Annotated in this window: 25 protein-coding genes; 16 read left to right on the top strand and 9 right to left on the bottom strand. The window is 61.6% G+C overall.

Annotation, left to right across the window (positions count from 1 at the left end; all coding sequences use genetic code 11):
• Positions 1-51: 51 nt before the first annotated feature.
• From RF819_RS19830 to RF819_RS19845, 4 genes are read left to right on the top strand one after another with little or no spacing between them, the layout of a single operon-like run.
• On the top strand, positions 52-1446 hold the full coding sequence (locus RF819_RS19830) for a TolC family protein (RefSeq protein ID WP_078366546.1): 1395 nt from the start codon (positions 52-54) through the stop codon (positions 1444-1446).
• Positions 1443-2426, top strand: a complete 984-nt coding sequence (locus RF819_RS19835; RefSeq protein ID WP_078366547.1) for an HlyD family secretion protein — start codon at positions 1443-1445, stop codon at positions 2424-2426. The genes RF819_RS19830 and RF819_RS19835 overlap by 4 nt, the downstream gene beginning before the upstream one ends.
• Before the next feature lie 22 nt (positions 2427-2448).
• Complete coding sequence (locus RF819_RS19840) at positions 2449-3636, top strand: ABC transporter permease (protein ID WP_078366548.1); 1188 nt, start codon at positions 2449-2451, stop codon at positions 3634-3636.
• On the top strand, positions 3636-4766 hold the full coding sequence (locus RF819_RS19845; RefSeq protein ID WP_078366549.1) for an ABC transporter permease: 1131 nt from the start codon (positions 3636-3638) through the stop codon (positions 4764-4766). The genes RF819_RS19840 and RF819_RS19845 overlap by 1 nt, the downstream gene beginning before the upstream one ends.
• A 17-nt stretch (positions 4767-4783) precedes the next feature.
• Here RF819_RS19845 and RF819_RS19850 read toward each other — a convergent pair whose 3' ends face one another.
• On the bottom strand, positions 4784-5110 hold the full coding sequence (locus tag RF819_RS19850) for a DUF6172 family protein (RefSeq protein ID WP_078366550.1): 327 nt from the start codon (positions 5108-5110) through the stop codon (positions 4784-4786).
• A gap of 178 nt (positions 5111-5288) precedes the next feature.
• On the opposite strand from RF819_RS19850, the gene RF819_RS19855 reads away from it, so the two are divergent.
• The 5 genes from RF819_RS19855 (at position 5289) to RF819_RS19875 (ending at position 10094) form a co-directional block, all read left to right on the top strand.
• On the top strand, positions 5289-6536 hold the full coding sequence (locus tag RF819_RS19855; RefSeq protein WP_078366551.1) for a DEAD/DEAH box helicase: 1248 nt from the start codon (positions 5289-5291) through the stop codon (positions 6534-6536).
• Between the two features lie 45 nt (positions 6537-6581).
• Positions 6582-7019 carry a hypothetical protein gene (locus RF819_RS19860; RefSeq protein ID WP_242472691.1) on the top strand — a complete coding sequence of 146 codons (438 nt, stop codon included), beginning with the start codon at positions 6582-6584 and terminating at the stop codon, positions 7017-7019.
• Between the two features lie 141 nt (positions 7020-7160).
• The gene (miaB, locus tag RF819_RS19865) at positions 7161-8501 is read left to right on the top strand and encodes a tRNA (N6-isopentenyl adenosine(37)-C2)-methylthiotransferase MiaB (protein ID WP_078366552.1); all 1341 of its coding nucleotides are present in this window, start codon (positions 7161-7163) and stop codon (positions 8499-8501) included.
• 220 nt (positions 8502-8721) lie between these two features.
• On the top strand, positions 8722-9546 hold the full coding sequence (locus RF819_RS19870; protein ID WP_078366553.1) for a hypothetical protein: 825 nt from the start codon (positions 8722-8724) through the stop codon (positions 9544-9546).
• Between the two features lie 122 nt (positions 9547-9668).
• On the top strand, positions 9669-10094 hold the full coding sequence (locus RF819_RS19875; protein WP_078366554.1) for a hypothetical protein: 426 nt from the start codon (positions 9669-9671) through the stop codon (positions 10092-10094).
• 55 nt (positions 10095-10149) lie between these two features.
• Here the strand turns inward: RF819_RS19875 and ffh are convergent, their stop codons facing one another.
• On the bottom strand, positions 10150-11523 hold the full coding sequence (gene ffh / locus RF819_RS19880; protein ID WP_078366555.1) for a signal recognition particle protein: 1374 nt from the start codon (positions 11521-11523) through the stop codon (positions 10150-10152).
• A 78-nt stretch (positions 11524-11601) separates the two neighbouring features.
• Here ffh and RF819_RS19885 point away from each other — a divergent pair, with 78 nt between their 5' ends.
• The 6 genes from RF819_RS19885 to RF819_RS19915 all read left to right on the top strand — a co-directional run bounded on the left by RF819_RS19885 (position 11602) and on the right by RF819_RS19915 (position 17362).
• Complete coding sequence (locus tag RF819_RS19885; protein WP_078366556.1) at positions 11602-12408, top strand: cytochrome C assembly family protein; 807 nt, start codon at positions 11602-11604, stop codon at positions 12406-12408.
• Positions 12405-12623, top strand: coding sequence for a PP0621 family protein (locus tag RF819_RS19890; protein ID WP_078366557.1), 219 nt, complete (start codon positions 12405-12407; stop codon positions 12621-12623). The genes RF819_RS19885 and RF819_RS19890 overlap by 4 nt, the downstream gene beginning before the upstream one ends.
• 15 nt (positions 12624-12638) lie before the next feature.
• Positions 12639-14330, top strand: coding sequence for a sensor histidine kinase (locus tag RF819_RS19895; RefSeq protein WP_244899935.1), 1692 nt, complete (start codon positions 12639-12641; stop codon positions 14328-14330).
• On the top strand, positions 14327-15808 hold the full coding sequence (locus RF819_RS19900) for a sigma-54-dependent transcriptional regulator (RefSeq protein ID WP_078366559.1): 1482 nt from the start codon (positions 14327-14329) through the stop codon (positions 15806-15808). Before RF819_RS19895 ends, RF819_RS19900 begins: the two co-directional genes overlap by 4 nt.
• The gene (gene ampD / locus RF819_RS19905) at positions 15795-16403 is read left to right on the top strand and encodes a 1,6-anhydro-N-acetylmuramyl-L-alanine amidase AmpD (protein WP_078366560.1); all 609 of its coding nucleotides are present in this window, start codon (positions 15795-15797) and stop codon (positions 16401-16403) included. The genes RF819_RS19900 and ampD overlap by 14 nt, the downstream gene beginning before the upstream one ends.
• A gap of 407 nt (positions 16404-16810) precedes the next feature.
• Complete coding sequence (locus RF819_RS19915; protein ID WP_078366562.1) at positions 16811-17362, top strand: histone; 552 nt, start codon at positions 16811-16813, stop codon at positions 17360-17362.
• A gap of 61 nt (positions 17363-17423) precedes the next feature.
• Here RF819_RS19915 and RF819_RS19920 read toward each other — a convergent pair whose 3' ends face one another.
• The 6 genes from RF819_RS19920 to RF819_RS19945 all read right to left on the bottom strand — a co-directional run bounded on the left by RF819_RS19920 (position 17424) and on the right by RF819_RS19945 (position 22488).
• Positions 17424-18470: a zinc-ribbon and DUF3426 domain-containing protein gene (locus RF819_RS19920; RefSeq protein ID WP_078366563.1), complete on the bottom strand. Its 1047-nt coding sequence runs from the start codon at positions 18468-18470 to the stop codon at positions 17424-17426.
• A 34-nt stretch (positions 18471-18504) separates the two neighbouring features.
• On the bottom strand, positions 18505-19392 hold the full coding sequence (prmA, locus tag RF819_RS19925; RefSeq protein ID WP_078366564.1) for a 50S ribosomal protein L11 methyltransferase: 888 nt from the start codon (positions 19390-19392) through the stop codon (positions 18505-18507).
• 9 nt (positions 19393-19401) lie between these two features.
• A complete protein-coding gene (gene accC, locus RF819_RS19930; protein ID WP_078366565.1) occupies positions 19402-20754 on the bottom strand; it encodes an acetyl-CoA carboxylase biotin carboxylase subunit in 1353 nt (450 codons plus the stop codon).
• A gap of 15 nt (positions 20755-20769) precedes the next feature.
• Positions 20770-21228: an acetyl-CoA carboxylase biotin carboxyl carrier protein gene (accB, locus tag RF819_RS19935; RefSeq protein ID WP_078366566.1), complete on the bottom strand. Its 459-nt coding sequence runs from the start codon at positions 21226-21228 to the stop codon at positions 20770-20772.
• A gap of 118 nt (positions 21229-21346) precedes the next feature.
• Complete coding sequence (locus RF819_RS19940) at positions 21347-21898, bottom strand: TlpA family protein disulfide reductase (RefSeq protein ID WP_078366567.1); 552 nt, start codon at positions 21896-21898, stop codon at positions 21347-21349.
• Complete coding sequence (locus RF819_RS19945) at positions 21895-22488, bottom strand: hypothetical protein (RefSeq protein ID WP_078366568.1); 594 nt, start codon at positions 22486-22488, stop codon at positions 21895-21897. The genes RF819_RS19940 and RF819_RS19945 overlap by 4 nt, the downstream gene beginning before the upstream one ends.
• A gap of 84 nt (positions 22489-22572) precedes the next feature.
• On the opposite strand from RF819_RS19945, the gene mpl reads away from it, so the two are divergent.
• The gene (mpl, locus tag RF819_RS19950) at positions 22573-23976 is read left to right on the top strand and encodes a UDP-N-acetylmuramate:L-alanyl-gamma-D-glutamyl-meso-diaminopimelate ligase (protein WP_078366569.1); all 1404 of its coding nucleotides are present in this window, start codon (positions 22573-22575) and stop codon (positions 23974-23976) included.
• A 155-nt stretch (positions 23977-24131) separates the two neighbouring features.
• Here mpl and RF819_RS19955 read toward each other — a convergent pair whose 3' ends face one another.
• On the bottom strand, positions 24132-25274 hold the full coding sequence (locus RF819_RS19955) for a 3-deoxy-7-phosphoheptulonate synthase (protein WP_078366570.1): 1143 nt from the start codon (positions 25272-25274) through the stop codon (positions 24132-24134).
• Positions 25275-25353 lie beyond the last annotated feature (79 nt).

The raw sequence follows: 25353 nt of genomic DNA on the forward strand, positions 1-25353 counted from the left end.
GATACCCTTGTGGCCAAACCACCACCGCAGCAACCAAGCCAAAACTGATCCATGAAACCCCACCTTGGTCTGTTGTTTGCGGGTCTGTTCACCACGCTGTGTGCCCAGGCGCAGTCGCCTTCGCTGACGTTTGAGTCGGCCTGGGATCGTCTTCAAGCCGGCTCTGACCAGCTGGCTGCGGCCCAAGCCGGGGTGGACAGCAAAGCCCTGCAGTCCCAAGGCCTCCAGGGCCTGGGTGGGCCGGTGGTGCAGCTGAGCGCCGCTGCGTACGCCTACAACCTGAACCTGGATGTGAATCTGGACACGGTCAACAAAAGCCTGTCCCAGATCGGCCAGCAGCTGCCCCCATCACTGCACGCCATCGGCATCAGCCTGCCGCAGTTGCCGTCGAGCTACAGCTACAACCGATCGGACACCGGCACCACCAAAAACATCTCCTTCGTCTGGCCGATCTACACCGGTGGTGTGACCGACGCGGTGCGTGGTTTTGTGCAGGCCCAAGGCGATGAAGCCCGTGCCGATGCCGACAAAACCGGCCAGGCGCTGATGACCCAACTGGTGCAGCGTTATTTTGGTGCCCAGCTCAGCGCCCGGGCCGCTGGTTTGCGCCAGGCGGCGCTGGATGACATCAGTCAACACGATGCGGCGACCGCCAAGATGCTGGCCTCAGGCGTGATCTCGCGGGTCGAACGGCTGCAAGCACAGGTCGCGCTCGAAGAAGCCCGGCGCCAGGCCCAGAAAGCCCGCAGTGATGCCGAACTGGCTGCCGTGGCGCTGGCACGCACCCTGCAGATGGAGGCGCTGGTGACACCGGCCACTCCGCTGTTTGTGTTGACCCAGCCGGTGGAGCCGCTGGCCCATTTTTTGTCGGAGGCGCTCTCGCGCCACCCCGGGCTGGCCAAGGTGGCTGCCAAACAGGCGCAGGCCGAGCAGTTGCACCAGGGCCAGGAAGGTTTGCGCAAACCCCAGGTGTTTGCCTTTGGTCAACGTCAGTTGCAAACCGGCCAGGCCGATTGGGTGGCCGGGGTCGGGGTGCGCTGGACGCTGTTTGATGCGGTCGACCGCGACCTGTTGGCCGCCGCCTCAGCCAAGCAGATTGAACAAGCTCAGCGCACCGAGCAACAAGCACGCAGCGACATCAGCTTGCTGGTCGAGAAAAACTGGCGCCAGCTCGAACAGACACGGCGCCAGTTTTTGGCCACCGAGCCCGGTGTGACCCTGGCCAAAGAGGTGCTGCGCCTGCGCCGCGCCGCCTTGCGCGAAGGCACCGGCACCGTGCTGGAGCTGATGGATGCCGACGTCAACCTGGCCAAGGTGGAAACCGAACGCGCCCAGGTGGCCTACGACTATGTGCTGGCCCTGGCCAGTTTGCTCGAGAGCTGCGGCCTGTCTGACAGCTTCAGCCGTTATGCCAGCCGCGCCGATGTGAGGATAGAGGGATCATGACAACAAGCCGACCCGTGAAAAATGTGGCACTGGGCGTTGCGGCCGCTGCCGTGGTGGCCCTGCTGGCCTATGGTTTCTGGCAAGCCAGCCAGCCCGCACCGGAAGTGTTCCAGGGCCAGATGGAGGCGCATGAAACCGACATCGCGCCCAAGGTCACCGCCCGCATCGCCGAGGTGTTAGTCCAGGAAGGTGACCAAGTTCAGGTAGGCAGCACGCTGATGCGCACCAACAGCCCCGAAGTAAGCGCCAAACTGGCCCAGGCCACCGGCGCCCAGCTGGCGGCCCAGGCCCTGTCTGACAAGGCCCAGAACGGTGCCCGCCCGCAAGAGATTGAGATGGCTCGGCTGCAGTGGCAGCGCGCCCAGTCAGCCGCTGAGCTGGCCGAGGTCTCGTACAAACGGGTGGCCGGTCTGGCCAAAGACGGTCTGGTGGCGGACCAAAAACGTGACGAGGCTTATGCCAACTTCAGCACCTCACGCGACCAGGCGCTGGCCGCCAAAGCCCAGTACGAGCTGGCACGCGCGGGCGCACGGGCCGAAGACAAGGCTGCCGCCAAGGCCCAGGTGCAACAGGTCAGCGGTGTGGTCGCCGAGGTGCAAGCGGCCCAGGACGAAACCGCGTTGAAAAGCCCGGTGGCCGGTGAGGTGGCCAAGGTACTGGCCAAGGTGGGCGAACTCTCCGCCCAGGGTGTGGCGGTGGTCACGGTGGTGGACCTGGCCGACCAATGGGTGGTGCTCAATGTGCGTGAAGACCGTCTGCAGCGTTTTGCCAACGGCAGCGAGTTTGACGCGGTGCTGCCTGCGCTAGGCAATCGGCAGGTGCGCTTCAAGGTGTTTTACACCGCTGTTTTGCCCGATTTCGCCACCTGGCGCGCCACCCGTGCCGGGCAAGGTTTTGATGCCCGCACCTTTGAGGTCAAGGCCCGGCCGCTCGCACGCATCGAAGGCGCTCGCTCCGGCATGAGTGTGCTGGTGCAGTGAACCAACGGCCCGGCAGCGTGGCATGACCAGCTTCTGGCGCACCCTGCTCAGCAGCGCCCTGCGCGAGGCCAGGCGGTTGCGCGCTTGCCCTTGGGACTTGGCCATGGTTTCCTGGGTGCCGTTGCTGGCCTGCGCGGTCATGGCTTGGATATTCTCCGCTGGCCTGCCACAACAGTTGCCGATTGGCCTGATGGACCAGGACCATTCGACCCTGTCGCGCCAGCTGGGCCGTTTTTTATCGGCCACACCGGGCTTGAAGCTGGTGACCAGTTACGACGACACCGCCCAAGCCACGCAGGCGCTGCGCCGCACCGAGGTCTATGCGGTGGTCAGCATCCCTGCCGACTTTTCACGCCAAATCAAACTCGGCCAGGCAGCGCAGGTCACCCTCTTGCACAACGCCCAGCTGGGCACGCATTCGGGGCTGATCCAGCGCGATGTGCGCACCGCGGTAGCCACCCTCTCGGCCGGTATCGAGATGAGTGCACGCAACAAACGTGGCCAGCCCGCGCTGACCACGCGGGTGGCGATGGAGCCGATCCAGACGCAGCTGGTGACGCTGTTCAACGTCTCACTCAACTACGAACAGTTTCTGGCCGCCGCGCTGATCCCGGCGCTGTTGCACATCCTGGCCATGACCGCCGGTGCCTGGGCCGTGGGGCGAGAGCTGCGTGATGCCACGCTGGGTCAGTGGCTGGGTGATTCACCGGGCTGGTCAGGCGCCAGCGCCGCGCTGCTGGGCAAACTGGCCTGGCCCTTGCTCAGCCTGGGTCTGGTGAGCACGGCCAGTTTGTTGGGACTGACTTGGGGGCGTGGCTGGTTTCCGCCGGGCTCATTGGCCTGGGTGCTGTTGGGCTTGTGGGGCCTGCTGGCCTTGTCCCTGGTGATGGGCGCAGCAGTCGCGGCGGGTACGCTGTCTTTACGCACTGCACTTTCGGCCACCGGCTTTATCACCGCGCCCGCCTTTGCCTTCAGTGGTGTCGGGTTTCCGCTGCAGTCGATGCCGGTGCTGGCGCGTGGCTGGGCTGAGATGTTGCCTTACACCCACTACATCCGGCTGCAGATGGAGCAGCTGCAGATGGGCGCGCCGCTGCGCTACAGCAGCCTGAGTTTGGCCGGCCTGTGGCTGGCCACCGCTGTGCTGGGGGCTTTGTCGGCGCTGCTGCTGGTACGGGCAACGCGGCAGCCAGCGCGTTGGGGTGGCCGCTGATGAACGCGTTGTCCAGACTGTGGCAGGCCTGGCTGGCCACACTCCAAACCATCGCGCGTGACAAAGGCGTGGTGCTGATTTTGGGCCTGGCGCCGCTGATTTATGGCTTTTTTTACCCCTGGCCTTATGGCACCCAGGTCGTGACCCGCGTGCCGGTGGCGGTGGTGGACCTGGACCACAGCAACCTGTCGCGCCAGATCACACGTTATGTCCAAGCCAGCCCACGTGTTGAGGTGCGCCTGATCACAGGCGACGAACATGCCGCGCAACAAGCCCTGTGGGCCGGTGAGATCGAAGGTTTTGCTGTTCTGCCGCGCGACCTCAAACGCAGCGTGTTACGTGGCAGCCCGGCCGTGGTCACGGTGCAAGCCAACGGCAGCTACGCGCTGCTCAACAAAGCCGTGTCTTACGGGTTCTCAGAAGCCATTGGCACCGTGTCCGCCGGAGTTGAGATCGCCAAACTGGAGGCCGCTGGGCAAGGCAAGCTGCAGGCCCAGGCCAGCCGCAACCCGATCAGCACCCAGCTGGTGGCTTTGTTCAACCCGACCGAGGGTTATGGCAGTTATGTGGTGCCCGCCGTGGCCTTGCTGATCCTTCAACAAACCCTGCTGATGGGCGTGGGCATGCTGGTGGGCCTGTGGTGCGAAACAGGTCAAAAACGTGCTGACGCCTTCACCTGGCTGGGCCGACTGCTCGCATTTTGCACAATCGGCTGGGCCAACGGGCTGCTGTACTTTGGCTGGATTTACTGGCTGCAGGACTTCCCACGGGGCGGCAACCCGGGTGGTGCGCTGTTGCTGCTGGCCTGTTATGTGCCGGCCATCTGCACCCTTGGCGCCTTGCTAGGGGTGTGGTTTGGCAACCGCGAGCGGGCCCTGCAGGTGTTGTTGTTCACCGCGCTGCCGGTGATTTTTGTCTCGGGCTTTTCGTGGCCCAGTGAGTCCTTGCCCCCACTTCTGCAGCATCTGCGCTGGCTATTTCCGAGCACCGCCGGGATTCAGGCCTCGCTCAAACTCAACCAGATGGGCGCACCGCTGGCCGACGTGGCCGGGTTGCTGGGGCTGTTGAGCCTGTTGGCGCTGGGTTGTGGCGGCTGGCTGCTGCGGGTCACGCGTCTGCGCCAATTCTGAGCAGCTATTTCAAGGACTCAATCGTCCAAAGACGGCTCGCCGCCGCTTTGGTCAGAGGGCGCACGTGCCTTGCGCACACCCGGTTTGGCGAGCAACTCCAGGTAAAAAGCATCTGCACCGTCTGACGCTGCCGCGTCGATCAGGGCCGTGATGTTGGCCACATGCACGGCCTCGGCACTCTCTTCACTGCGGCCAAAGCGGCAGTCAAAGTCCCAGAAATCGACACCCTCGGGCAAAGCCTTGTTGCGCTCGCGCTTCATGTACTGGCGAATGTCGTGTTTGGTGGCGTCCAGCACACGGTCGCGGTTTTTGCCTTCGATGTTGATTTTGAATGTTTTTTTCACGGTGTCCTTTGCATCAATCTGAACCCGAGCCCCACAGGCTCACAGGATTCGCAGGGGGTCGATTATGCGGCTTGCCCCCACATCGGTGGCCCAAACACCGTCTGCATGTGTTACACCTGCGCCCTTGATGCTGCGCCATCCCTCGGCCCGCCACCCTTTTTGACTCTTTGAGCACACCATGACGTTTCCCTCCCTGGGCCTTTCGCCCGCCCTGCTGGCCGCGCTTTCCCAACTGGGCCACAGCAGCCCGACCCCGATCCAGCAAGGCGCGATTCCTCCCGCCCTGGCAGGGCAGGATGTGCTGGGCTCGGCGCAGACCGGCTCCGGCAAAACCCTGGCCTTTGCCCTGCCGCTGTTGCAGCGTTTACAAGCCAGCACGAGCCGGGTGCGCCCCGCACAGGCCCTGGTGATGGTGCCCACGCGGGAGCTGGCAACCCAGGTCGGTGAGGTGATCCAGTCGCTGGCGCAGCACTTGCCTCAGCGGGTCAAGGTGTCGGTGTTTTTTGGCGGTGTCTCGATCAACCCACAAATGATGGGCCTGCGCGGCGGCACCGACGTGGTGGTGGCCACACCGGGTCGGCTGCTGGACCTGGTGGCACACAACGCCCTCAAACTCGACCAGGTCAAGCTGCTGGTGCTCGACGAGGCCGACCGCATGCTTGACCTGGGCTTTGCCGAGGAACTGGCCCAGGTGCTGGCGCTGTTGCCACCCCAGCGGCAAAACCTGTTTTTCTCAGCCACCTTCAGCCCAGTCGTACAAGCCCTGGCCAACACGCTGCTGCACAACGCGGTGCGGGTCGAGGTGGATGCCAGCCAGCAACAGCCCGTGGAAATTGTCCAGCGCGCCATCCGTGTGGACACACCCAGACGCACCCAGCTGCTGCGCCACCTGATCAAGCAGAACAGATGGGAGCGCACCCTGGTGTTTGTCGCCACCAAGTTTGCCGCCGAGATCGTGGCCGACAAGTTGCGCAAGGGTGGACTCACCGCCGAGCCCTTCCATGGTGAACTGAGCCAGGGCAAACGCAGCCAGGTGCTGACCGACTTCAAGGCAGAGCGCCTGCAGGTGGTGGTGGCCACCGATGTGGCCGCGCGTGGGCTCGACATTGTGGGCCTGCCAGTGGTGGTGAACTATGACCTGCCGCGTTCGACCCAGGACTACACGCACCGCATTGGCCGCACCGGCCGCGCCGGTGAGCCCGGGCTGGCGCTGAGTTTTGTTTGCGCCGAATCCAGTGCGCACTGGCGGCTGATCCAAAAGCGCAATCAGTTGCAAGTGACGCTGGAAAGTGTGCCCGGCTTTGAGGCGCAAGAAATTGCCCCACCCGAATCGAGCGCACCCGACGCCCCGGGCAACGGTGGCATCAAAGGCAAACGCCCGAGCAAAAAGGACAAGTTACGCGCTGCCGCCGGGTCCGGAAAGTGACCCATTAAAATCCGGGCTTTCTTTCACAGCCTCTGGATGTACACCATGAAACGCTGGCTTCTGCAGTTCAAAACCCCCTTGCTGGTGCTGGCCTTGTGCCTGATGGGCGCCGCCTGCCTGCTGCCCGGTGTGGCCGAGGCGCAGGGCCTGGCGAAGCGCGATTTCCCACCCAAGGCATTGCGGGGTTTGCTGGAGGTCACCGCGCCGCCAAACATCCTGCTTGACCGCAAACCGCGACGCCTGTCGCCCGGCGCACGCATCAAGGACACCAAAAACCTGATCGTGATGTCGGCCAGCCTGGTCGGCAAAGAGCTGCTGGTGAACTACGTGGCTGACCCACAGGGTTTGATCCACGAGGTGTGGATCCTGACGCCGACCGAGGCCCAAGAAAAACGTGCCGGTTTGGAGACCTTGACCAACATCCGCTTCGGATCGGACCTGGACCGCACGGCCCGCCATCCCGAGCCAGCCGCCAGCCAGTAGCCAAACGGTGCCCAGGGCCAGGCACACCGCGCCAGCAGGTGGCGCCCGGCCTTTTATTTCATTGGTCAAATTGGCCTCTAGCCCTTATGCGGTAAGGGCTGATAGCTACAAACAACATAGTTTTTACCGGATACCCGAACCATGAGCAAAAAAGTCTTTATCAAAACCTACGGCTGCCAGATGAACGAGTACGACTCGGACAAGATGAGCGACGTGCTCGGCGCCGCACAAGGTTACGAGCCCACCGACAACGTCGAAGAAGCCGACCTGATTTTGTTCAACACCTGCTCGGTGCGTGAGAAGGCGCAAGAGAAGGTCTTCTCTGACCTGGGCCGGGTCAAACACCTCAAGAAAAAAGGCGCGCTGATTGGTGTCGGCGGCTGTGTGGCCAGCCAGGAAGGCGAAGCCATCATCGCGCGCGCGCCCTATGTGGACGTGGTGTTTGGCCCGCAAACGCTGCACCGCCTGCCGCAGATGCTTGACGAGCGCGCCCGGCTGAACCGCTCGCAGGTGGACATCAGCTTTCCTGAGATCGAGAAGTTTGACCACATGCCCGCCGCGCGCGTGGACGGTGCCAGCGCCTTTGTGAGCATCATGGAAGGCTGCTCCAAATACTGCAGCTACTGCGTGGTGCCCTACACCCGCGGCGAGGAAGTGCACCGCCCGTTTGAGGACGTGCTGGTGGAAGTGGCAGGCCTGGCCGACCAGGGCGTCAAGGAAATCACCCTGCTGGGCCAGAACGTCAACGGCTGGCGCGCGCCGATGGGCGACACGAGCGAGATGGCCGACTTTGCCACCCTGCTCGAATACGTGTCTGACATCCCCGGCATCGAGCGCATCCGTTATGTCACCAGCCACCCCAACGAGTTCACCCCGGCGCTGATCGCCGCCTATGACAAGTTACCCAAACTGGTCAGCCACCTGCACCTGCCGGTGCAACACGGCTCGGACCGCATCCTGATGGCGATGAAACGTGGCTACACCGCCATGGAGTACAAAAGCACGGTGCGCAAGTTGCGCGCGATCCGGCCCAATATGGCGCTGAGTTCCGACTTCATCGTCGGTTTTCCGGGTGAAACCGAGGAGGACCACAGCAAACTCATGAAGCTGATGGACGACATCGGTTTTGACAACAGTTTCAGCTTCATCTTCAGCCCACGCCCGGGCACACCGGCCGCCAACCTGGCCGACGACACCCCGCACGACGTGAAACTGCGCCGCCTGCAACAGGTGCAGGCCAACATCAATGACAACATGGCACGCATCAGCGCCAGCCTGGTCGGCACCACACAACGCCTGCTGGTGGAAGGCGCCTCCAAACGCGACGGTGGTGAGTTGATGGGCCGCACAGAATGCAACCGCGTGGTCAATTTTGTCGGCCAACCCCGCCTGGTGGGCCAGATGGTGGATGTGGCCATCACCGAAACGCGCACCTACACCCTGCGCGGTGACGTGTTGACCAGCGAGTCCGCGACCGCCTGATTGCTATATAAACTAAAGCAACCTGCCCAACCCCAACAAGGGCTGGTGGCCTATTTTTCATTCACCAAGGACAACACACACCGCGTCCTTGTGTACCCAGAGCAACAGGCTGTGCAGGCGTAGGGAGCCCAGCGCAACACAGCCCAGGACAGGGCGCGCCACCCTCGCTAGAATTTGCGGCACCCCCCTTCTTTTGGCTTGCTGATGAAACCCTGGCGCCATGTTTAAGACCTCGCACCGTCTGCCTCGGCTTGCTTCGCTGGTTCTGGCGACCACCTGCCTGTGTGGCCTGAGCCTGCCAGCAGGTGCCGGGCCGGTTGTTTTGCAGGACGGCAAAGCTCCCGCCGATGCCATGGTCGACACCAGCAAGCTGGTGACGCTGGAGCACCAGGACACGATCCCGGTCGATGAGCTCATCCACTGGGACAAGCCAGCCGCAACCGCCTCTCAAGGCCGAGCCTCATCGGCCACAGCAGCCCAGGCCGCAGCCTCCTCCCCTGCCAAGCCAGCACAAGCGGCTGCCAGCGCGGCCACAGCGGCAAGCACCCAACAGCCCACCGTGGGCGACGAGCTGCGCAAAAACATCAAGGAGAGCGTGCGACCGGTGTATGAGCAACTGCTTGAGTCCGGCGCCATCGATGCCGTGCACGATGTGAAAGAAAGTCTTGGGCTCAACAAAGGCCAGTGGAACGACCCAGCCCAGGCCAGCGGCCAACCCAAGGCGACCAACCAATGGGACACACCCGAAGCCTTCCAGCCACCCAGAACCGCGGCCCAGGCGCAGATGGACCGCGAGCTGGCGGGCATGATGCGCGAGAAACTGATTGACCAGATCACCCCGTGGGTGATTGGGCTGGTGGGCTTGTACATCCTGGCTTATCTGACCAAGCTGCTGTACGGTTATGTGCGCTGGAAGTCGGCCCGCCGTGTCGAACAACGCATCCATCGTGCCAAACGCCAGGCCGCACGCAGCCAGCGCAGCGCCCGCGCGCCCGGCAGCCCACCCACCCACCAGGCACCGCTGGAGTCCGACAAGCCGGTTTGACTCGGTTGTTGTCGCCAGGGCAACTGTCTTAAATAGTGCAGCGGCTTTCCTTGATCCAGCACAGGTTCGACGGCCAGAATCAGGGTCAAAATGGCGCCCGATTGACACTCAGGAGCCCCGACATGAGCCCAACGGACTCGCAACTTGCCGCCTTCAAAGCCATCCGACAAGAAGCCCAAAGCCTGATGCGGACCCGCCTGACCAGCGAGGTGCGCGACAGCCTGGAACGCATCCTGCACATCACCCGCGTCCAGATCAATGCGGGCAATGCCGCGCTGCAGGCACAGGACAACCCCGCCCCAGCCAAACCCCAGGGACTGCAGGAGCGGCTGAGTCAGACGCCCTCGGAGAAACGCTCCAGAATCATCTGGGTGGTGGTGATCGCGCTGTGGGTGGTGGTGGGCTACATCGGTAGCCAGAACATCAAACAAATCCTGCAAATCCCACCTGAGACCGCGCAGGCGGCAGAGGCTGATCCCGCTGTCGAGGCACCAGCGACCGCGCCCCCTGAAGCGGCAGCCGAACCCGCTCAAAAGACTTCCAAATAAATAGCAACCAGCCCTTATTCAATCAGGGCTGGAGGCACAAAACCCTTCAACAGGGTCAGAACGGCATCTTGGGCATGCCGCCCATGCCCTTCATGCCACCCAGGCGCTTCATCATCTTCATCATGCCGCCGCCCTTCATCTTTTTCATCATGTCCTGCATCTGCTCAAACTCCTTGAGCATGCGGTTGACCTCCTGCACCTGAACGCCCGCACCGGCGGCAATACGGCGCTTGCGGGTGGCTTTGATCAGCTCGGGTTTGCGCCGCTCCAGCGGCGTCATGCTGTGGATGATGCCTTCCTTGCGTTTGATGTCTTTCTCGACCCGGCCCATGTCGACCTGACCGGCCTTGGCCGCCATCGCGGTGGGCAACTTGTCCATCAGGCTGGACAGCCCCCCCATCTGTTTCATCTGCTGGATCTGGCTTAAAAAATCATTGAGGTCAAAGCTGGCACCACTCTTGACCTTGGCCGCCAGCTTCTGCGCGCTGGCCATGTCCACCCCGGCGGTCACCTGCTCCACCAGCGCCAGGATGTCGCCCATGCCCAGCACACGGCCGGCATGGCGGTTTGCATCAAACACCTCCAGGCCGTCGAGTTTTTCGCTGGTGCCAGCAAACTTGATCGGTGCACCGGTGATCTGGCGCACCGAGAGTGCCGCACCACCACGTGAATCACCATCGAGCTTGGTCAGGATGATGCCGGTCAGCGGCAGTGCCTCCTTGAAGGCTTTGGCGGTGTTGATCGCGTCCTGGCCTTGCATGGCATCGACCACAAACAGGGTTTCCACCGGGTGGATCCCCGCGTGCAACTCACGGATTTCGCGCATCAAGGCCTCGTCAATCGCCAGGCGACCGGCGGTGTCGACCAGCAGCACGTCGAAGAAGTGTTTTTTGGCGTAGTCGAGTGCGGCCAGGGCAATGTCCACCGGCTTCTGGTCCGGTGTGCTGGCAAACCACTCGGCACCGGCCTGTTTGGTCACGGTCTTGAGCTGTTCAATCGCAGCCGGGCGGTACACGTCACCGGAGACGGTGAGCACCTTCTTGCCACGCTTCTCCATCAAATGTTTGGCCAGCTTGGCGGTGGTGGTGGTTTTACCCGCACCCTGCAGACCCGCCATCAGGATCACTGCTGGCGGTTGGGCCGCCAGGTTGATGTCGGCCACACCGTCGCCCATGGTGGCGGCGAGTTCCTTGTTGACGATGGCCACCAGCGCCTGACCCGGGGTGAGTGAACCCAGCACCTCCTGGCCCAGCGCCTTCTCCTTGACCCGGGCAATGAAGTCGCGCACCACCGGCAAGGCCACATCGGCCTCGAGCAGGGCCATGCGCACTTCGCGCAACATGTCGGACACATTGGTCTCGGTAATGCGGGCCTGTCCGCGGATTTCCTTGACCAGGCGGGAGAGTTTGTCGGTGAGTGCTGAAGCCATAGGGGTGAATCCGACAAGCGGAACCTGAGTTGGCGCCATCAGGGGAAATGGCGGGTGACAAAACGCTAAACTGTAGCCATGATTTTACCCAGTGCTTCTCCTCTGACGTGGACACTGTCGCTGGCGGCGGCGGCGGCCTATGCGGTATCTGCCACGGGCGCCTCACGTGTCAACCAGATCTTGCCACGCATCACCGTCTGGCTGGCTTGGACCTTGCACGGCTGTTTGCTTGCCTGGGGCCTGTGGGGGGGTGAACGGCCGCTGTTTGGTTTTGCGCCAGCCTTGTCGATCACCGCGTGGTTGGTCGGGCTGGTGTATGCCGTGGAAAACGTGGTGTTTCCGCAGCTCAAAACACCGTGGATGTTGTCGGGCGGGGGTGCGGCGGCGGTGTTGCTGACGCTGGTGTTCCCGGGTGAGCCACTCAGCGCCCACCTGTCAGCCTGGCTGCCGTTGCATTGGGCGCTGGGCATCGCCTCCTATGGCCTGTTTGCGGTGGCGGTGATCCATGCTTGGATGATGACGCGTGCCGAGGCCCGCATCCGCAGTGCCTCGGGTGGTTTTGACGGCATGCCCCTGCTGACCATGGAGCGCCTCACCTTCCGTTTTGTGAATGTGGGTTTTGTGCTGCTGTCGGCTACCCTGATCGCTGGTTTCTTCTTTGGCTCACACCTGTACGGCAGCGCCCACGCGCTCAAGTGGGACCACAAGTCCATCTTCTCGGTCCTGTCCTGGTTGACCTTTGGTGTGCTGCTGATCGGGCGCGCACGCTTTGGCTGGCGGGGCCGCAAGGCGGTGCGGGTGTTGTATGTGGGTTCCGGTCTGCTGCTGCTGGCCTATGTGGGCTCACGCTTTGTGCTTGAGGTGATGCTGGAGCGAAGCTTGTGAAAGCCCTGCTCTTGCTGGCCGTGCTGCTGGCAGGCGTCTGGCTCTGGCGCCAACGCGGTGCAGCAGCCAACCTAGCCCAGCCACCCAAGACGCCCCTGCAGCAGGACATGCTGCGCTGCCACCAATGTGGCATGCACATTCCCAGTAGCGAGGCCGTCACCGGCGAGTTGGGCAGCTACTGCTGCGCAGAACATCTGCGCCTGTCCGAACCCTGACCCGCACATCTGCCAGTGACGCCCCTCTGGCTCCCTGTTTCACCCGCCGCTGACCCAGGCGCAGACCACCCGCAGGAATTCGAGCGTTTGTGGCGCGGCTTCATGACCGCCCGCGCCACCCTGGGTGGGGTGCTGGTGGCGTTCCAAGGCAGTGTTTGGGTGCTGCTACCGCAGTCGGGCAGCACACTGTTGTGGATTTGTCTGGCCTATTTTGCCGCTGCCCTGACGGTGCGCTTGACCACCCACCCGCAGCAGTTGCAACCGGCACTGGACGCACAATGGCTGCGCACCGTGGGCGTGGATGTGCTGACCTTTGCCGTCTTGCAGATGTTGCAAGGTGGGGCCATCAATTACGCGCCCTTGTTTGCCTTGCCGGTGCTGATGGTCAGCGTGCTGGGCTCGATGCTGCTGGCCATGGCCACGGCCGCCTGCATCACCCTGCTGCTGTTTGCCCATGCGCTGTGGTTGCTGCTCCAGAACACGGGTGATGTTGGCACCATTTTTCTGCAGGCAGCCCTGACTGGTGCGGGTTGTTTTGCTATTGCTTTTATATCAAACCAGCTCGCCACACGGCTCGCCAGTGTCGAGCTGCGGGCGCAACGCAACCAACTGGCTGCTACCGAACAGCGCCAGGTGAACGAGCTGGTGATCCAGTCGCTGACCGAAGGTGTGCTGGTGGTGGACGAACATGGCAAGGTGCGCTCGGCCAACCCGGCGGCCTGCCTGCTGCTCGGCACCCAAGCCCCGACCAGTGAACTCGACTTGGGCCACCATCCGGGCGCGCAGGCGCTGATGCAGCTGATCGAGACCAGTTTTGTCAGCCAAGCGCCGCAGCAGGCAGACATCAGCCTGCGCCAGCCCGGGCGCAGCACACGAAGGCTGCGGGTACGCACCCAGCTCACAGACAGCTCGCAGGACCGCGCCATGGGATTGTGTGTGGTGTTTTTGCAAGACCAGCGTGAGGTGCAGGCGCGCATACGTGCCGAAAAGCTGGCGGGCATGGGGCGCATGTCGGCCGCCGTGGCGCATGAAATACGCAACCCCCTGGCAGCCATCACCCAAGCCAACGCGCTGCTGGCCGAGGAACTGAGCGACCCGGCTCAGCAACGCCTGGCACAGATGGTGGGGCAAAACGCCTTGCGCCTGGAAAACATCGTCCAGGATGTGCTGCACCTGACCCATGCGGATGCGGCAGGCGGCAACGACTCGGCGCAGCCGCTGGACCTGTGCGAGAGTACCGAGCGGATCTGTCGCGACTGGCGCAGCCAGCATGCGGTGGCCGACAGATTGCGGGTGAGCCTGCCAACTGACCTGCCCAAGGTCTGGTTTGATGTGGAGCATTTGCGCCGGGTGCTGATCAACCTGCTGGACAACGCGCTGCGTTATGCCAGCTCCCAGCCTGCCAGCATGCAGGTGAGTGTGGCACTGACAGAGCCCGGTTCGCCGCAACGCGGGGTGATGCTGCGGGTGTGGAGTGATGGCGCGGGACTGGACAGCTCGATGGAGCAGCATTTGTTCGAACCCTTTTTTTCAACCGAGAGCCGCTCCAGCGGGCTCGGGTTGTATATTTGCCGGGAGCTGTGCGAAAGTCACGGCGCAAGCATCTCCTACGAACGCAGCGAAAGACCCTTGGCCCATCAGACCCAGCCCGGCAATGAATTCAGTGTCACCTTCAGGTTGGCACCCAGCCCTATCAGTACACCATGACCATCTCAGTCAGTCCGGCCCACATTCTGGTGGTTGATGACGAGCCCGATCTGCGCACGCTGTACGAGTTGACACTGCTGCGTGAAGGGCATCGGGTCGACACCGCAGACAACCTGCAGCAGGCGCAAGCACTGCTGGCCACACACCACTTTGATGTGGTGATCACCGACATGCGCCTGCCTGATGGCTTGGGCATGTCCTTGCTGCACCACATCAAAGCGCAGGGGCGCGAGGAACGCAGCATCGTCATCACCGCTTACGGCTCAGCACAAAACGCGGTAGAGGCCCTCAAGGCCGGGGCTTTTGATTACCTGACCAAACCGGTGGACCTGAAGCAGTTTCGCGCGGTGGTGACCTCGGCCATCCGCAGTGTGGCCGAGGTCACCACAGACACCGCTCCCTCCAGCAGGTCAAACGTGGGCGCAGCGGCCGGGGCCCTGGGGCAGCGGGCGCTGGACCGGCTGATTGGGCAATCAGACTGCATGCAGCAGATCAAGGCCCGTATCCTGAAAGTGGCCACCAGCATGGCGCCGGTGATGGTGACCGGTGAGTCTGGCACCGGCAAGGAACTGGTGGCTTACGCCATCCACGCCAACAGCCACCGCGTCAAAGGGCCTTGGGTCGCGGTGAACTGCGGCGCCATCCCCGAGACCCTGCTGGAGGCCGAGTTTTTTGGTGCCCGCAAAGGCGCCTACACCGGCGCCACCCAGGACCGTGAGGGCTTCTTCCAGGCCGCCCGTGGCGGCACCCTGTTTCTGGACGAGATCGGCGACCTGCCACTGCCGATGCAGTCCAAACTGCTGCGTGCGATTCAGGAACGGCGCATTCGCCCCCTGGGTTCCAACCAGGAAGAGGTAGTGGACGTGCGCATTGTCAGCGCCACCCACAAACATCTGGCGCAGGAGGTTCAGAACGGGAACTTCCGGCAGGACCTGTTTTTCCGGCTCAATGTGATTGACCTGGTGATCGCCCCCTTGCGCGAACGCACGCAGGATCTGCCCGAGCTGTGCCAGGCCCTGCTGACACGGATTGCGCAGGAATCAGACATGCCAACCCCCGTTCTGTCCAAGGAGATGCTGCGCGAGCTCTCAAGCCTGCCCCTGCCGGGCAATGTGCGGGAGCTGGAGAACCTGCTGTACCGTGCGGTCGCCTTGGGGGATGGTCAAAGTTTGCAGCTGGATCGGCCCATGCAGTTCTCGCCCGCCGTCAACGACTCGACACTGGATGCCCCCGAGTTTGATCTGCCATCACCAGACCTGTCTGAGACTGGCAGATTGGATCAACGCCCCGACGACCTGCAAACCCAGCTCGACATGCTCGAGCGTGCGTTGCTGGTGCAGGCGCTGCAAGCCACACAGTTCAACCGCACTGCGGCAGCCGCCCGACTGGGTCTGAACCTGCGGCAAATACGCTACCGCATGGCGCGGCTCAAAATAGATGCCCCAAGCAACGACGAGCGCACAGATGACAGCCTCTGAGCCTGTGCTGAGCCAGCCTGACGACCGTTTGTGGCGCGATGGTTGGTACCGTTTTGCCGCACACCAACCCTCTCCGAACTACGGCCCTCGCCCCAGCGGCAGCTGCATCGATCTGATTGTGTTGCACTCCATCAGCCTGCCACCAGGCCAGTATGGCGGTGATGAAGTGCAGCAGCTGTTCACCAACCAGCTGGACTGGCAGGCACACCCTTATTTTGAGAGCATCCGCGGGCTCACGGTGTCGTCCCATTTTTTCATCCGACGCAGTGGTGAACTCTGGCAGTTTGTCAGTTGTGATGACCGGGCTTGGCATGCTGGTGTCTCCAGCTACCGGGGGCGCAGCAACTGCAATGACGACAGCATCGGCATCGAGCTCGAAGGGCTGGAAGGTACACGTTTTGAACCCGCGCAATACGCCACGCTGGCGGCTGTGTGTGCCAGCATCCTGCAGCATTACCCCGTCCACCATCTGGCCGGACACGAGCACATTGCACCGGGGCGCAAAGGCGACCCCGGCCCTGGCTTTGACTGGTTGCATCTGCAAAAAACACTGGCCCTGGGTTCAAGTTATTTGCCTCAGGGGCTTCAAGGCTGAAGCGGTCCGCAGGTAAAGCTGTGCTGATGCGCAACAATGTCAACTTCCTGACAGTTTGATCCCTGAATTTCTTTCCATTTGCCGTGTCAGCTCTCATAATTCACGGATTGGAAATGACTATGCTGTTCTGGGACAAAAAAGTTTTACACCCCGCCAGTTTGCTTTCGCTTTTGGACCTGCCAACGTCGCCTGCGGCAGCACGTCTTTTGGCACCCTTTGTCGCCTTGCCCACCAGCGCAAGCACCGCCAAAACCCAACCCGATTTCACAACACAGGCTTGCGAAACTCTCGCGCCATGGGCTTGTGCACCCCTATTCACAGCGCTGGGCTTGACCCAGGCAGATGAATCGCTCTATGCCCAATCATTGGCATAGTGTGTCCTTTGCATCTCGACCAAGGAGAAGACGATGGCAACTGCAAAAAAAGCACCCGTAAAGAAAGCTGCTCCAGCAGCCAAGGCCACCGCGGCCAAGGCACCTGAGGCAATCAAGAAAGCTGCGCCGGTCAAAGCCGCCGCACCAGCGGCAAAGGTCGCTGCACCGGCCAAAAAAGTAGCCGCAGCGCCCAAACCGGCCGCAGCCGCCAAGAAGGCCGCCGCCCCTGCCAAAAAAGTGGCGCCCGTCGCCAAAACCGCACCGGCCAAGAAGGCAGCTCCAGCTAAAAAAGTAGCCGTCGCACCTGCAGCCGTCAAAAAGGCAGCGCCCAGCAAAAAAGCTGCGGCCCCCGTCAAAGCAGTCGCTCCCGCCAAGAAAGCCGTGCCAGCCAAAAAGGCAAGCGTTGCAGCAGCACCCGCAGCGGCCAAAAAGCCAGCTCCGAGCAAAAAAGCGGCTGCACCTGCGAAGGCTGCAGCACCTGCTGCCAAAGCGGCCAAAACCAGCGCCAGCAAACCCGCTGCCGCCTCAAAAACCAAACTCAATCCGCAAGCAGCCTGGCCTTTTCCGACAGGCAACAAGCCCTGAGTGGTGTGAGTGCGATCCAGCCCAGCCTGCAGCCTTCTGGCTGCAGGCTTTTTTTTGTGGGTCAGGGATAAAAAGCCAGCAAACGGTAACCCACCACCGCTGGTGCAGAAGTCTCAATTTGGAGACGCAGGTTGACCCGTACTGGCCACTCTGCGTGGGCTGTCAAATGGTCGGCAGTCGCAGCAAGCTCAGCTGGCGACAACACCCGGCGCACCACCGCTTGCTCTTGCGCGTCGGTCAGCGTCAACTCGACACTGGGCATGGCCAGCCTCAAGTCAGAGGTGTTTTTGAGGGTAAAACTCAAGCGGTAGTGGTCTGACGCCCCTTGGCTGAACACCGCCGAGTCAATGGCAATGGACTCAATCTGCGCCAAGGGCGCCACAGAACACTGCAAGAGCTTGCAGACCGATTCCAACGCGGGTTGCCACGGAGGTCGTGCAGCAGCCAGCCGATCATGGTCCTGATACACCCATTGGCCAGCCAGCACCAGCAACAACAAGCCACCCAATCCAGCCCACACCCCCCTCGACCAAGCATAGACCCCGACCGATGATCGGGCGCTATCACGCATAAAAGACAGGGGCAAGACCGGGTCCTGAGTGGCCTGTGCCACTGAACCATCAGGCGGCGCTTGAACCTCTGGAACCAGCTCGTCGGCATCCAGACTTGAGGTTGTCTCCTCGGGTATGGACACATTGGAAGAAGACAGCTGCGCTGACTCTGGCACCAGCGCAACATCGTCTTGTGAGACCGCAGCGTCCAAACTACCCAGTCCGCTTGCTTGACCCATGGCCGGACCGATGTGCTGCTCCGGCTCCGGTTCTGGTTCTGGTTCTGGTTCTTGGAGATCGTGAGGCTGCTCTTGGTCTTGTTCGCCCCCTTGCCCCAAAACGTCTTGCACGGGTGCTTCTGGAGACAGATCTACGGACTCCGAAGCCGCGTCGTTGACCCGAAGCTCGGGCTCGGTGGAAGCCTCCATCAAATGTTGGGTGGCGTCAAAAATCTCGCCACATTGGCCACACTTGACCCAGCCTTGAGAAATTCGCAGCTGATCTGGCACCACCTTGTACAAGGTGGTGCAGGCCGGGCAACGTGTCAGAAGGCTCATGAACGGTGAGGATAGTGACCGTTGCGCCAGGCTGTCAACGCGCGGCGGTCATCAGTATCCAGCCATCCTCTTGGTCCGCCACTTGCAGGGCGCAATAAGGCGCATAGGCGGCCTTGAGTTCATCCGCCTGGCGCTCCAGAATACCGGCCAGCACCAGGTGCCCGCCTTCAGCCACGCGCGACCACAACAGCGGGGCCAGCACTTTCAAGGGTGTTGCCAGAATGTTGGCCAACACTGTCTGATACGTGCCTGAGACCATTTCCGGCAGACCGGCACGCAAGCTGACCTGGTTGGCCTGTGCGTTCAAATCCGTGGCATCCACCGCCGCCGTGTCAATGTCGACCGCATCCACGTCTGTGGCACCGAATTTGGCCGCACCCACGGCCAAGATGCCGGACCCACAGCCGTAATCCAGCACCCGGGACAAAGCGGCGCTGTTGCAATGGCGCGCAATCCAGCGCAGACACATACGGGTGGTGGGGTGTGTGCCGGTGCCAAATGCCAAGCCGGGGTCAAGCCGGATCACCACCCGCGCCTGTGCAGGCGGTTCGTGCCAGGTCGGGACAATCCAGAACTCAGGGGTGATCTCCACCGGCGCAAACTGGGACTGGGTCAACCGGACCCAGTCCTGCTCGGGGACATGGTCGATGCCCAGCAACTCACAACCTGCAAAAAAGTCCTGGGCCTGCAAGAGTTGCAAGGCGCTTTGTGCCTGGGCCTGCTCATGAAACAGCGCCAACACCCGTGACCGCTGCCAACCGTCTTTGGGTGGTGGCATGCCGGGCTCACCAAACAAGGCCTGTTCGGCGTCCGTCTGAGCGTCCGCATCCTCCACACTGACACTCAGGGCGTCGAGTGCATCGAGTGCGTCACTCAGCAGCTCAACCCGATCTTCCGGGCACATCAATCGCAACTCAAACATGCACAACCTTCATTTGCGGGCGTGATCGGCCAACCAGCCTTCGAGGTAGTGGATGTTGGTACTGCCCTCCATGAACTTGGCATCCACCATCAACTCACGATGCAAGGCGATGTTGGTGTTGATCCCTTCCACCACCGTCTCACCCAGCGCCGTGCGCATACGCGCCAGTGCTTGTTCACGGGTATCACCATGAGCAATCACCTTGCCAATCATCGAGTCGTAATTCGGTGGCACAAAATAATTGGTGTACACATGGGAGTCGACCCGGATGCCCGGACCACCGGGCGGGTGCCACATGGTGATGCGCCCAGGTGACGGCATGAAGTTGTAGGAATCTTCCGCATTCAAACGACACTCGATGGCATGGCCCCGAATCTGGATCTGACGCTGGGTGAACGGTAGTTTCTCACCAGCGGCCACCATGATCTGGGTCCGCACGATATCGACACCGGTGGTCATTTCGGTGACCGGGTGCTCCACCTGGACACGGGTGTTCATCTCGATGAAGTAAAACTCACCGTCCTCGTACAGAAACTCGAACGTGCCAGCGCCACGGTAACCAATGCGCTTGCAGGCCGCCACACAACGTTCCCCAATGCGCTCGATGACCTTGCGCGGGATGCCCGGCGCGGGCGCCTCTTCAATCACTTTTTGGTGGCGCCGCTGCATCGAGCAATCGCGCTCACCCAGGTACACCGCGTTCTTGTACTTGTCGGCAATGATCTGGATTTCGATGTGACGCGGGTTCTGCAGGTATTTCTCCATGTAGACCGCCGCGTTGTTGAAGGCCGCACCGGCCTCGGCCTTGGTCATCTGCACCGCATTGACCAGGGCAGCCTCGGTGTGCACCACCCGCATGCCACGCCCGCCACCGCCACCGGCGGCCTTGATGATCACCGGGTAACCGATGGTTTTGGCCATGCGTTTGATCTGCACCGGGTCATCCGGCAGCTCGCCTTCCGAGCCTGGCACACAAGGCACACCCGCCTTGATCATGGCCTGCTTGGCAGAGACTTTGTCACCCATGATGCGGATGGACTCCGGCGTGGGCCCGATGAACTGGAAACCACTGCGCTCCACACGTTCAGCAAAGTCGGCGTTTTCGCTCAGAAACCCGTAACCCGGGTGGATGGCCTCGGCATCGGTCACCTCGGCGGCCGAAATGATGGCGGGCATGTTCAGATAACTCAAGCCAGATTGCGCTGGCCCGATACAAACAGCCTCCTCGGCCAACTTGACATACTTGGCTTCGCGATCTGCCTCCGAGTACACCATGACCGCCTTGATGCCCATCTCTCGACAGGCACGCTGGATCCGCAAGGCGATTTCGCCACGATTGGCGATCAGAATTTTTTTAAACATGGGTGACGCCCGGCATCATTCGATGATGAACAAGGGTTGACCGTATTCCACAGCCTGACCGTTGTCAGCGAGGATGCGCTTGATCGTGCCACTCTTGTCGGCTTCAATTTCATTGAGGATTTTCATCGCCTCAATGATGCACAAGGTGTCACCTTCTTTGACGGCGTCGCCAATTTCCACAAAGGACTTCGCACCAGGTGATGCCGAACGGTAAAAAGTGCCCACCATCGGCGACTTGGTCACATGACCTGTTTCAGCCACCTCGGCTGGCGCAGCAGGACTGGCCGACTCCACAGACACAGCAGGTGCCGCTGCGGGCGCCATCGCGGTCGGCGCAGCGGTTTGAACATACTGAGGGACCATCGTGCCGCCCTTGACAATGCGGACTTTGCCTTCGGCCTCGGTGATTTCGAGTTCTGAGACGTTTGATTCTGACACCAGGTCGATCAAGGTTTTGAGTTTTCTAAGGTCCATGACTTCTCCAACGAACGGTAAGGAAATTTGGTTGACAGAGCTTCAATTTCCACTAACTCATTGCAAATTGCTGTCAAATCAACCCAAGACACACTATTTTACAACCAGAACAGCGTGCTCACGATGACTCAATCTGCCGCCATGCGGCCAGATCCCTGGGGGTTAACTGGCCTATTTTACGGTGCCGCACATCGCCTGCAGGCCCAAACACCACAGTAAATGGCAATCCGCCACTCACATTGCCCAGTGACCGACTCAGGTCTGTGCCCTCAAAACCGGCCATGGCAACCGGAAAAACCAGGGGACTGCGAGCCAGAAATCGCTTCACAGGTACCAGCTGATCCACAGCCAAACCCAGAACTTGCCAACTTTTGGAAACATTTTCTGCATAGAAGGCATTCAGTAGCGGCAACTCAGCCAAACAAGGTGGGCACCAAGTGGCCCAAAAATTCACCACCAAAGGTTTGCCCTTGAACCCCGCCATGGCAAGGGGCGAGCCGTCCACCTGCTTGAACTGCAACTGCCAGAAAGCTTGCTCTGCGGAGGTCAAGGACGGCTTGACCTCTGTTGTGCGCCCCATGACGCCAGCTGCACCACCTGCCGCCAATATCACGCCCGCCGCCGTCAGCCAGGACCTGCGCGAACAACCCGTCGACTGCAGCGGGGTCATGCCACCACCTCCCCAAGCAAGCGACGCAAAGCCCGGATATCACCACGTGGTGCACGCCCTTTGGCGTCGGGCAACAAGGCACCACGCACATCGTCACGGTCGTAAATCATCAAATGCACACCCACTTCTTCGTTCAAATCAGCACAAAACGCATGAACACTCAAGGCCTCCACGCTGTCACCGTTGAAGCCCGTCACTGTGCGCGGCACATAACTGACCCGTTTGTCGATCAGCGCAATTTCGGCAGATTTGCAATCGTCACAAAACAATTGCAAGTAAATGTCGGACAAACGTGTGGCCGTGCCAAGCCACACCGCCCCGCCCAGATGGGGACGAAATTCCTGCAAACGATCCATCCAGACCAGCGCCAAACGGCGCAGCGCCAGCAGCTCCTGCGGCTGGGTGTCGGCACAGAACACCGCGATGTAATCACGCACCGCATCCTCCACCAGCTCGTTGCCTGGCAACGCCACCCTGGCAGGCAAACCCATGGTCTTGACCGCACGGCGCTTGGCCGGGCCATACTCCAGACCCTCCTCCACCACCCAACGCGCCGCTTGTGCGGCGATCTCGCTTTGAACATCATTCATAGAAGGTGGATTCTGCCCTGATTCAAAACGCTGCCAGATTGTGGGGAGAGCAAGTGCCTGTGTACGGGTCTTTAAAATCCACCGATGCACATTCATATTCTGGGTATTTGCGGCACATTCATGGGCGGCTTGGCCGCCTTGGCGCGGGAGGCGGGTCACCGGGTTACCGGTTGTGATGCGGGGGTCTACCCCCCCATGAGTGACCAGTTGCGCGCCCTGGGCATCGAGCTCATCGAAGGTTTTGGCGCCGAACAACTGAGCTTGCAACCAGACCTGTTTGTGGTGGGCAATGTGGTCAGCCGCGCCCGCCTGGGCGACGGCACCCCGAAATTCCCGTTGATGGAAGCGATCCTGGACGCTGGTCTGCCCTACACCAGCGGCCCACAGTGGCTCAGTGAACACATTTTGCAGGGACGCCATGTGGTGGCGATTGCGGGCACCCACGGCAAAACCACCACCACCGCCATGACCACCTGGATCCTGGAACAGGCGGGCTTGATGCCCGGTTTTCTGGTGGGTGGGGTGCCACTGAATTTTGGCGTCTCGGCCCGACTCGGCCAGGGCAAGGCCTTTGTGATCGAAGCGGACGAGTACGACACCGCGTTTTTCGACAAACGCAGCAAGTTTGTGCACTACCGCCCGCGCACTGCAGTGCTCAACAACCTGGAGTTCGACCACGCCGACATCTTTGAGAATCTGGCGGCGATTGAGCGCCAGTTTCACCATTTGGTGCGCACCGTCCCGGGCACAGGTGCCCACGGCAGCGGTCGGGTGGTGGTCAACGGGCTGGAGGAAAGCCTGGCCCGGGTCTTGCACCAGGGCTGCTGGAGTGAAGTGCGCAGCTTTGGCGCGGCAGTCAGCGACTTTGCCGCCGCTGGCCCGGCGCATGACTTTGATGTGTTGCACCAGGGCCGGGTGGTCGGCCATGTCAGCTGGGGCCTGACCGGTGTGCACAACCAGCTCAACGCGCTGGCGGCGATCGCGGCGGCCGAGCATCTGGGCGTGGCGCCCGACACAGCAGCAACAGCACTGGGCAGTTTCGAGAACGTCAAACGGCGCATGGAAGTGCGTGGCACCGTGTCGGTCGGTGATGCAGGCAAGGTCACGGTGTATGACGACTTTGCGCATCACCCAACCGCCATCCGCACCACCCTCGACGGTCTTCGCAGCAGCTTGAGCCCCGGAGAACGCATCCTGGCGATGTTCGAGCCGCGCTCCAACACCATGAAACTCGGCACCATGAAGGCGCTGCTGCCCTGGAGCCTGGAAAGTGCCGACCTGTCGTTTTGCCACAGCGCCGGGCTCGGCTGGGATGCCGCGGGTGCCCTGGCGCCGATGGGTGACAAGGTCCTGGTGAGTGACCAACTCGACGAGCTGGTCAGCGCCGTCGCGCGCGTCGCCCGCGCGGGCGACCACATCGTGTGTATGAGCAACGGCGGCTTTGGTGGCGTGCATACCAAGCTGCTCAAAGCACTGCAAGAAAAATAGCTACCAGCCATTGATACATAAGGGGCAGAAGCCAAAAATGCATTGGTCTTGATGCACAAAGGCCTGACACGCCCGCTGCACCCCAGCAGATACATCCCGGAGTTTTTTTGCTGAGCGGGCGCCACACCCGCCTCAGCACACGATACCTTGTCAGATCAGCGTGCGCGGCGTTGCAACACCGCTTGCGACAACACTTCCAGCGTTTGCAGGGAATCGTCCCAACCCAGGCAGGCGTCGGTGATGCTCTGACCATAAGCCAGTTTGTCGGTCTTGTCCTTGCCTGGGGTGAACTTCTGTGCCCCCGCATTCAGGTGGCTTTCGACCATCACACCAAACACTTGCCGGGAGCCTGAGCTCAACTGCGCAGCAATGTCGCGTGCCACCTCCAGCTGTTTCTCGTGTTGTTTGCTGCTGTTGGCGTGGCTGCAATCCACCATCAGCGTCTGCGGCAACTTGGACTTGGCCAGCTCGGCACAGGCCTGGGCCACACTGGCGGCGTCGTAATTGGGCGCCTTGCCACCACGCAGGATCACGTGGCAGTCCTTGTTGCCCTTGGTCTGGACAATCGCCACCTGACCGTTTTTGTGCACCGACAAAAAGTGGTGGCCACCGGCGGCGGCGTGGATGGCGTCGGTGGCAATCTTGATGTTGCCGTCGGTGCCGTTCTTGAAACCAATCGGCGCCGACAGGCCCGAGGCCAGCTCGCGGTGCACCTGGCTCTCGGTGGTACGCGCACCAATCGCGCCCCAGGAGATCAGGTCACCCAGGTATTGCGGGGAGATCACATCGAGGAACTCGCTGGCGGCGGGTAGGCCCAGGCGGTTGATGTCGATCAACAACTGGCGCGCGATACGCAGGCCTTCGTCAATGCGGAAACTCTCGTCCAGGTACGGGTCGTTGATCAGACCCTTCCAGCCCACGGTGGTGCGGGGTTTCTCAAAATAGACCCGCATCACAATTTCGAGCGAGTCGGCGTATTTGTCGCGCTGCACTTTGAGCTTGCGGGCGTACTCCAGCGCTGCGGCCGGGTCGTGGATGGAGCATGGGCCAATCACCACCAGCAGCCGGTCATCCTTGCCGCCCATGATGTGGTGAATGTTGCGCCGGGTGGTGCTGATCATCTTTTCCACCGGTGTGCCATGGATTGGGAAAAACCGGATCAGGTGTTCTGGGGGAGGTAACACGGTGATGTCCTTGATGCGTTCGTTGTCGGTCTCACCGGTTCTGTCGGTGGTGTTCACGTTCAAAGAACTGGCCCAGGCATCCTGGTCGGGAGAAGCAACAGCTTTGGCATTCATGGAAGGTTTCCTTGCAAGGTTGACATCAAAAACACAAAAAAAAACCGCCGGGTTGGCCGGCGGTTGGGAGGAATCAGGA

This window comes from Rhodoferax fermentans (assembly GCF_002017865.1).
GTDB classification, from domain to species: domain Bacteria; phylum Pseudomonadota; class Gammaproteobacteria; order Burkholderiales; family Burkholderiaceae_C; genus Rhodoferax; species Rhodoferax fermentans.

Coding starts and splice junctions, on each gene's coding strand:
- RF819_RS19830 (WP_078366546.1), top strand. CDS start 52: ATGAAACCCCACCTTGGTCTGTTGTTTGCGGGTCTGTTCACCACGCTG.
- RF819_RS19835 (WP_078366547.1), top strand. CDS start 1,443: ATGACAACAAGCCGACCCGTGAAAAATGTGGCACTGGGCGTTGCGGCC.
- RF819_RS19840 (WP_078366548.1), top strand. CDS start 2,449: ATGACCAGCTTCTGGCGCACCCTGCTCAGCAGCGCCCTGCGCGAGGCC.
- RF819_RS19845 (WP_078366549.1), top strand. CDS start 3,636: ATGAACGCGTTGTCCAGACTGTGGCAGGCCTGGCTGGCCACACTCCAA.
- RF819_RS19855 (WP_078366551.1), top strand. CDS start 5,289: ATGACGTTTCCCTCCCTGGGCCTTTCGCCCGCCCTGCTGGCCGCGCTT.
- RF819_RS19860 (WP_242472691.1), top strand. CDS start 6,582: ATGAAACGCTGGCTTCTGCAGTTCAAAACCCCCTTGCTGGTGCTGGCC.
- miaB (WP_078366552.1), top strand. CDS start 7,161: ATGAGCAAAAAAGTCTTTATCAAAACCTACGGCTGCCAGATGAACGAG.
- RF819_RS19870 (WP_078366553.1), top strand. CDS start 8,722: ATGTTTAAGACCTCGCACCGTCTGCCTCGGCTTGCTTCGCTGGTTCTG.
- RF819_RS19875 (WP_078366554.1), top strand. CDS start 9,669: ATGAGCCCAACGGACTCGCAACTTGCCGCCTTCAAAGCCATCCGACAA.
- ffh (WP_078366555.1), bottom strand. CDS start 11,523: ATGGCTTCAGCACTCACCGACAAACTCTCCCGCCTGGTCAAGGAAATC.
- RF819_RS19885 (WP_078366556.1), top strand. CDS start 11,602: ATGATTTTACCCAGTGCTTCTCCTCTGACGTGGACACTGTCGCTGGCG.
- RF819_RS19900 (WP_078366559.1), top strand. CDS start 14,327: ATGACCATCTCAGTCAGTCCGGCCCACATTCTGGTGGTTGATGACGAG.
- ampD (WP_078366560.1), top strand. CDS start 15,795: ATGACAGCCTCTGAGCCTGTGCTGAGCCAGCCTGACGACCGTTTGTGG.
- RF819_RS19915 (WP_078366562.1), top strand. CDS start 16,811: ATGGCAACTGCAAAAAAAGCACCCGTAAAGAAAGCTGCTCCAGCAGCC.
- RF819_RS19920 (WP_078366563.1), bottom strand. CDS start 18,470: ATGAGCCTTCTGACACGTTGCCCGGCCTGCACCACCTTGTACAAGGTG.
- prmA (WP_078366564.1), bottom strand. CDS start 19,392: ATGTTTGAGTTGCGATTGATGTGCCCGGAAGATCGGGTTGAGCTGCTG.
- accC (WP_078366565.1), bottom strand. CDS start 20,754: ATGTTTAAAAAAATTCTGATCGCCAATCGTGGCGAAATCGCCTTGCGG.
- accB (WP_078366566.1), bottom strand. CDS start 21,228: ATGGACCTTAGAAAACTCAAAACCTTGATCGACCTGGTGTCAGAATCA.
- RF819_RS19940 (WP_078366567.1), bottom strand. CDS start 21,898: ATGACCCCGCTGCAGTCGACGGGTTGTTCGCGCAGGTCCTGGCTGACG.
- RF819_RS19945 (WP_078366568.1), bottom strand. CDS start 22,488: ATGAATGATGTTCAAAGCGAGATCGCCGCACAAGCGGCGCGTTGGGTG.
- mpl (WP_078366569.1), top strand. CDS start 22,573: ATGCACATTCATATTCTGGGTATTTGCGGCACATTCATGGGCGGCTTG.
- RF819_RS19955 (WP_078366570.1), bottom strand. CDS start 25,274: ATGAATGCCAAAGCTGTTGCTTCTCCCGACCAGGATGCCTGGGCCAGT.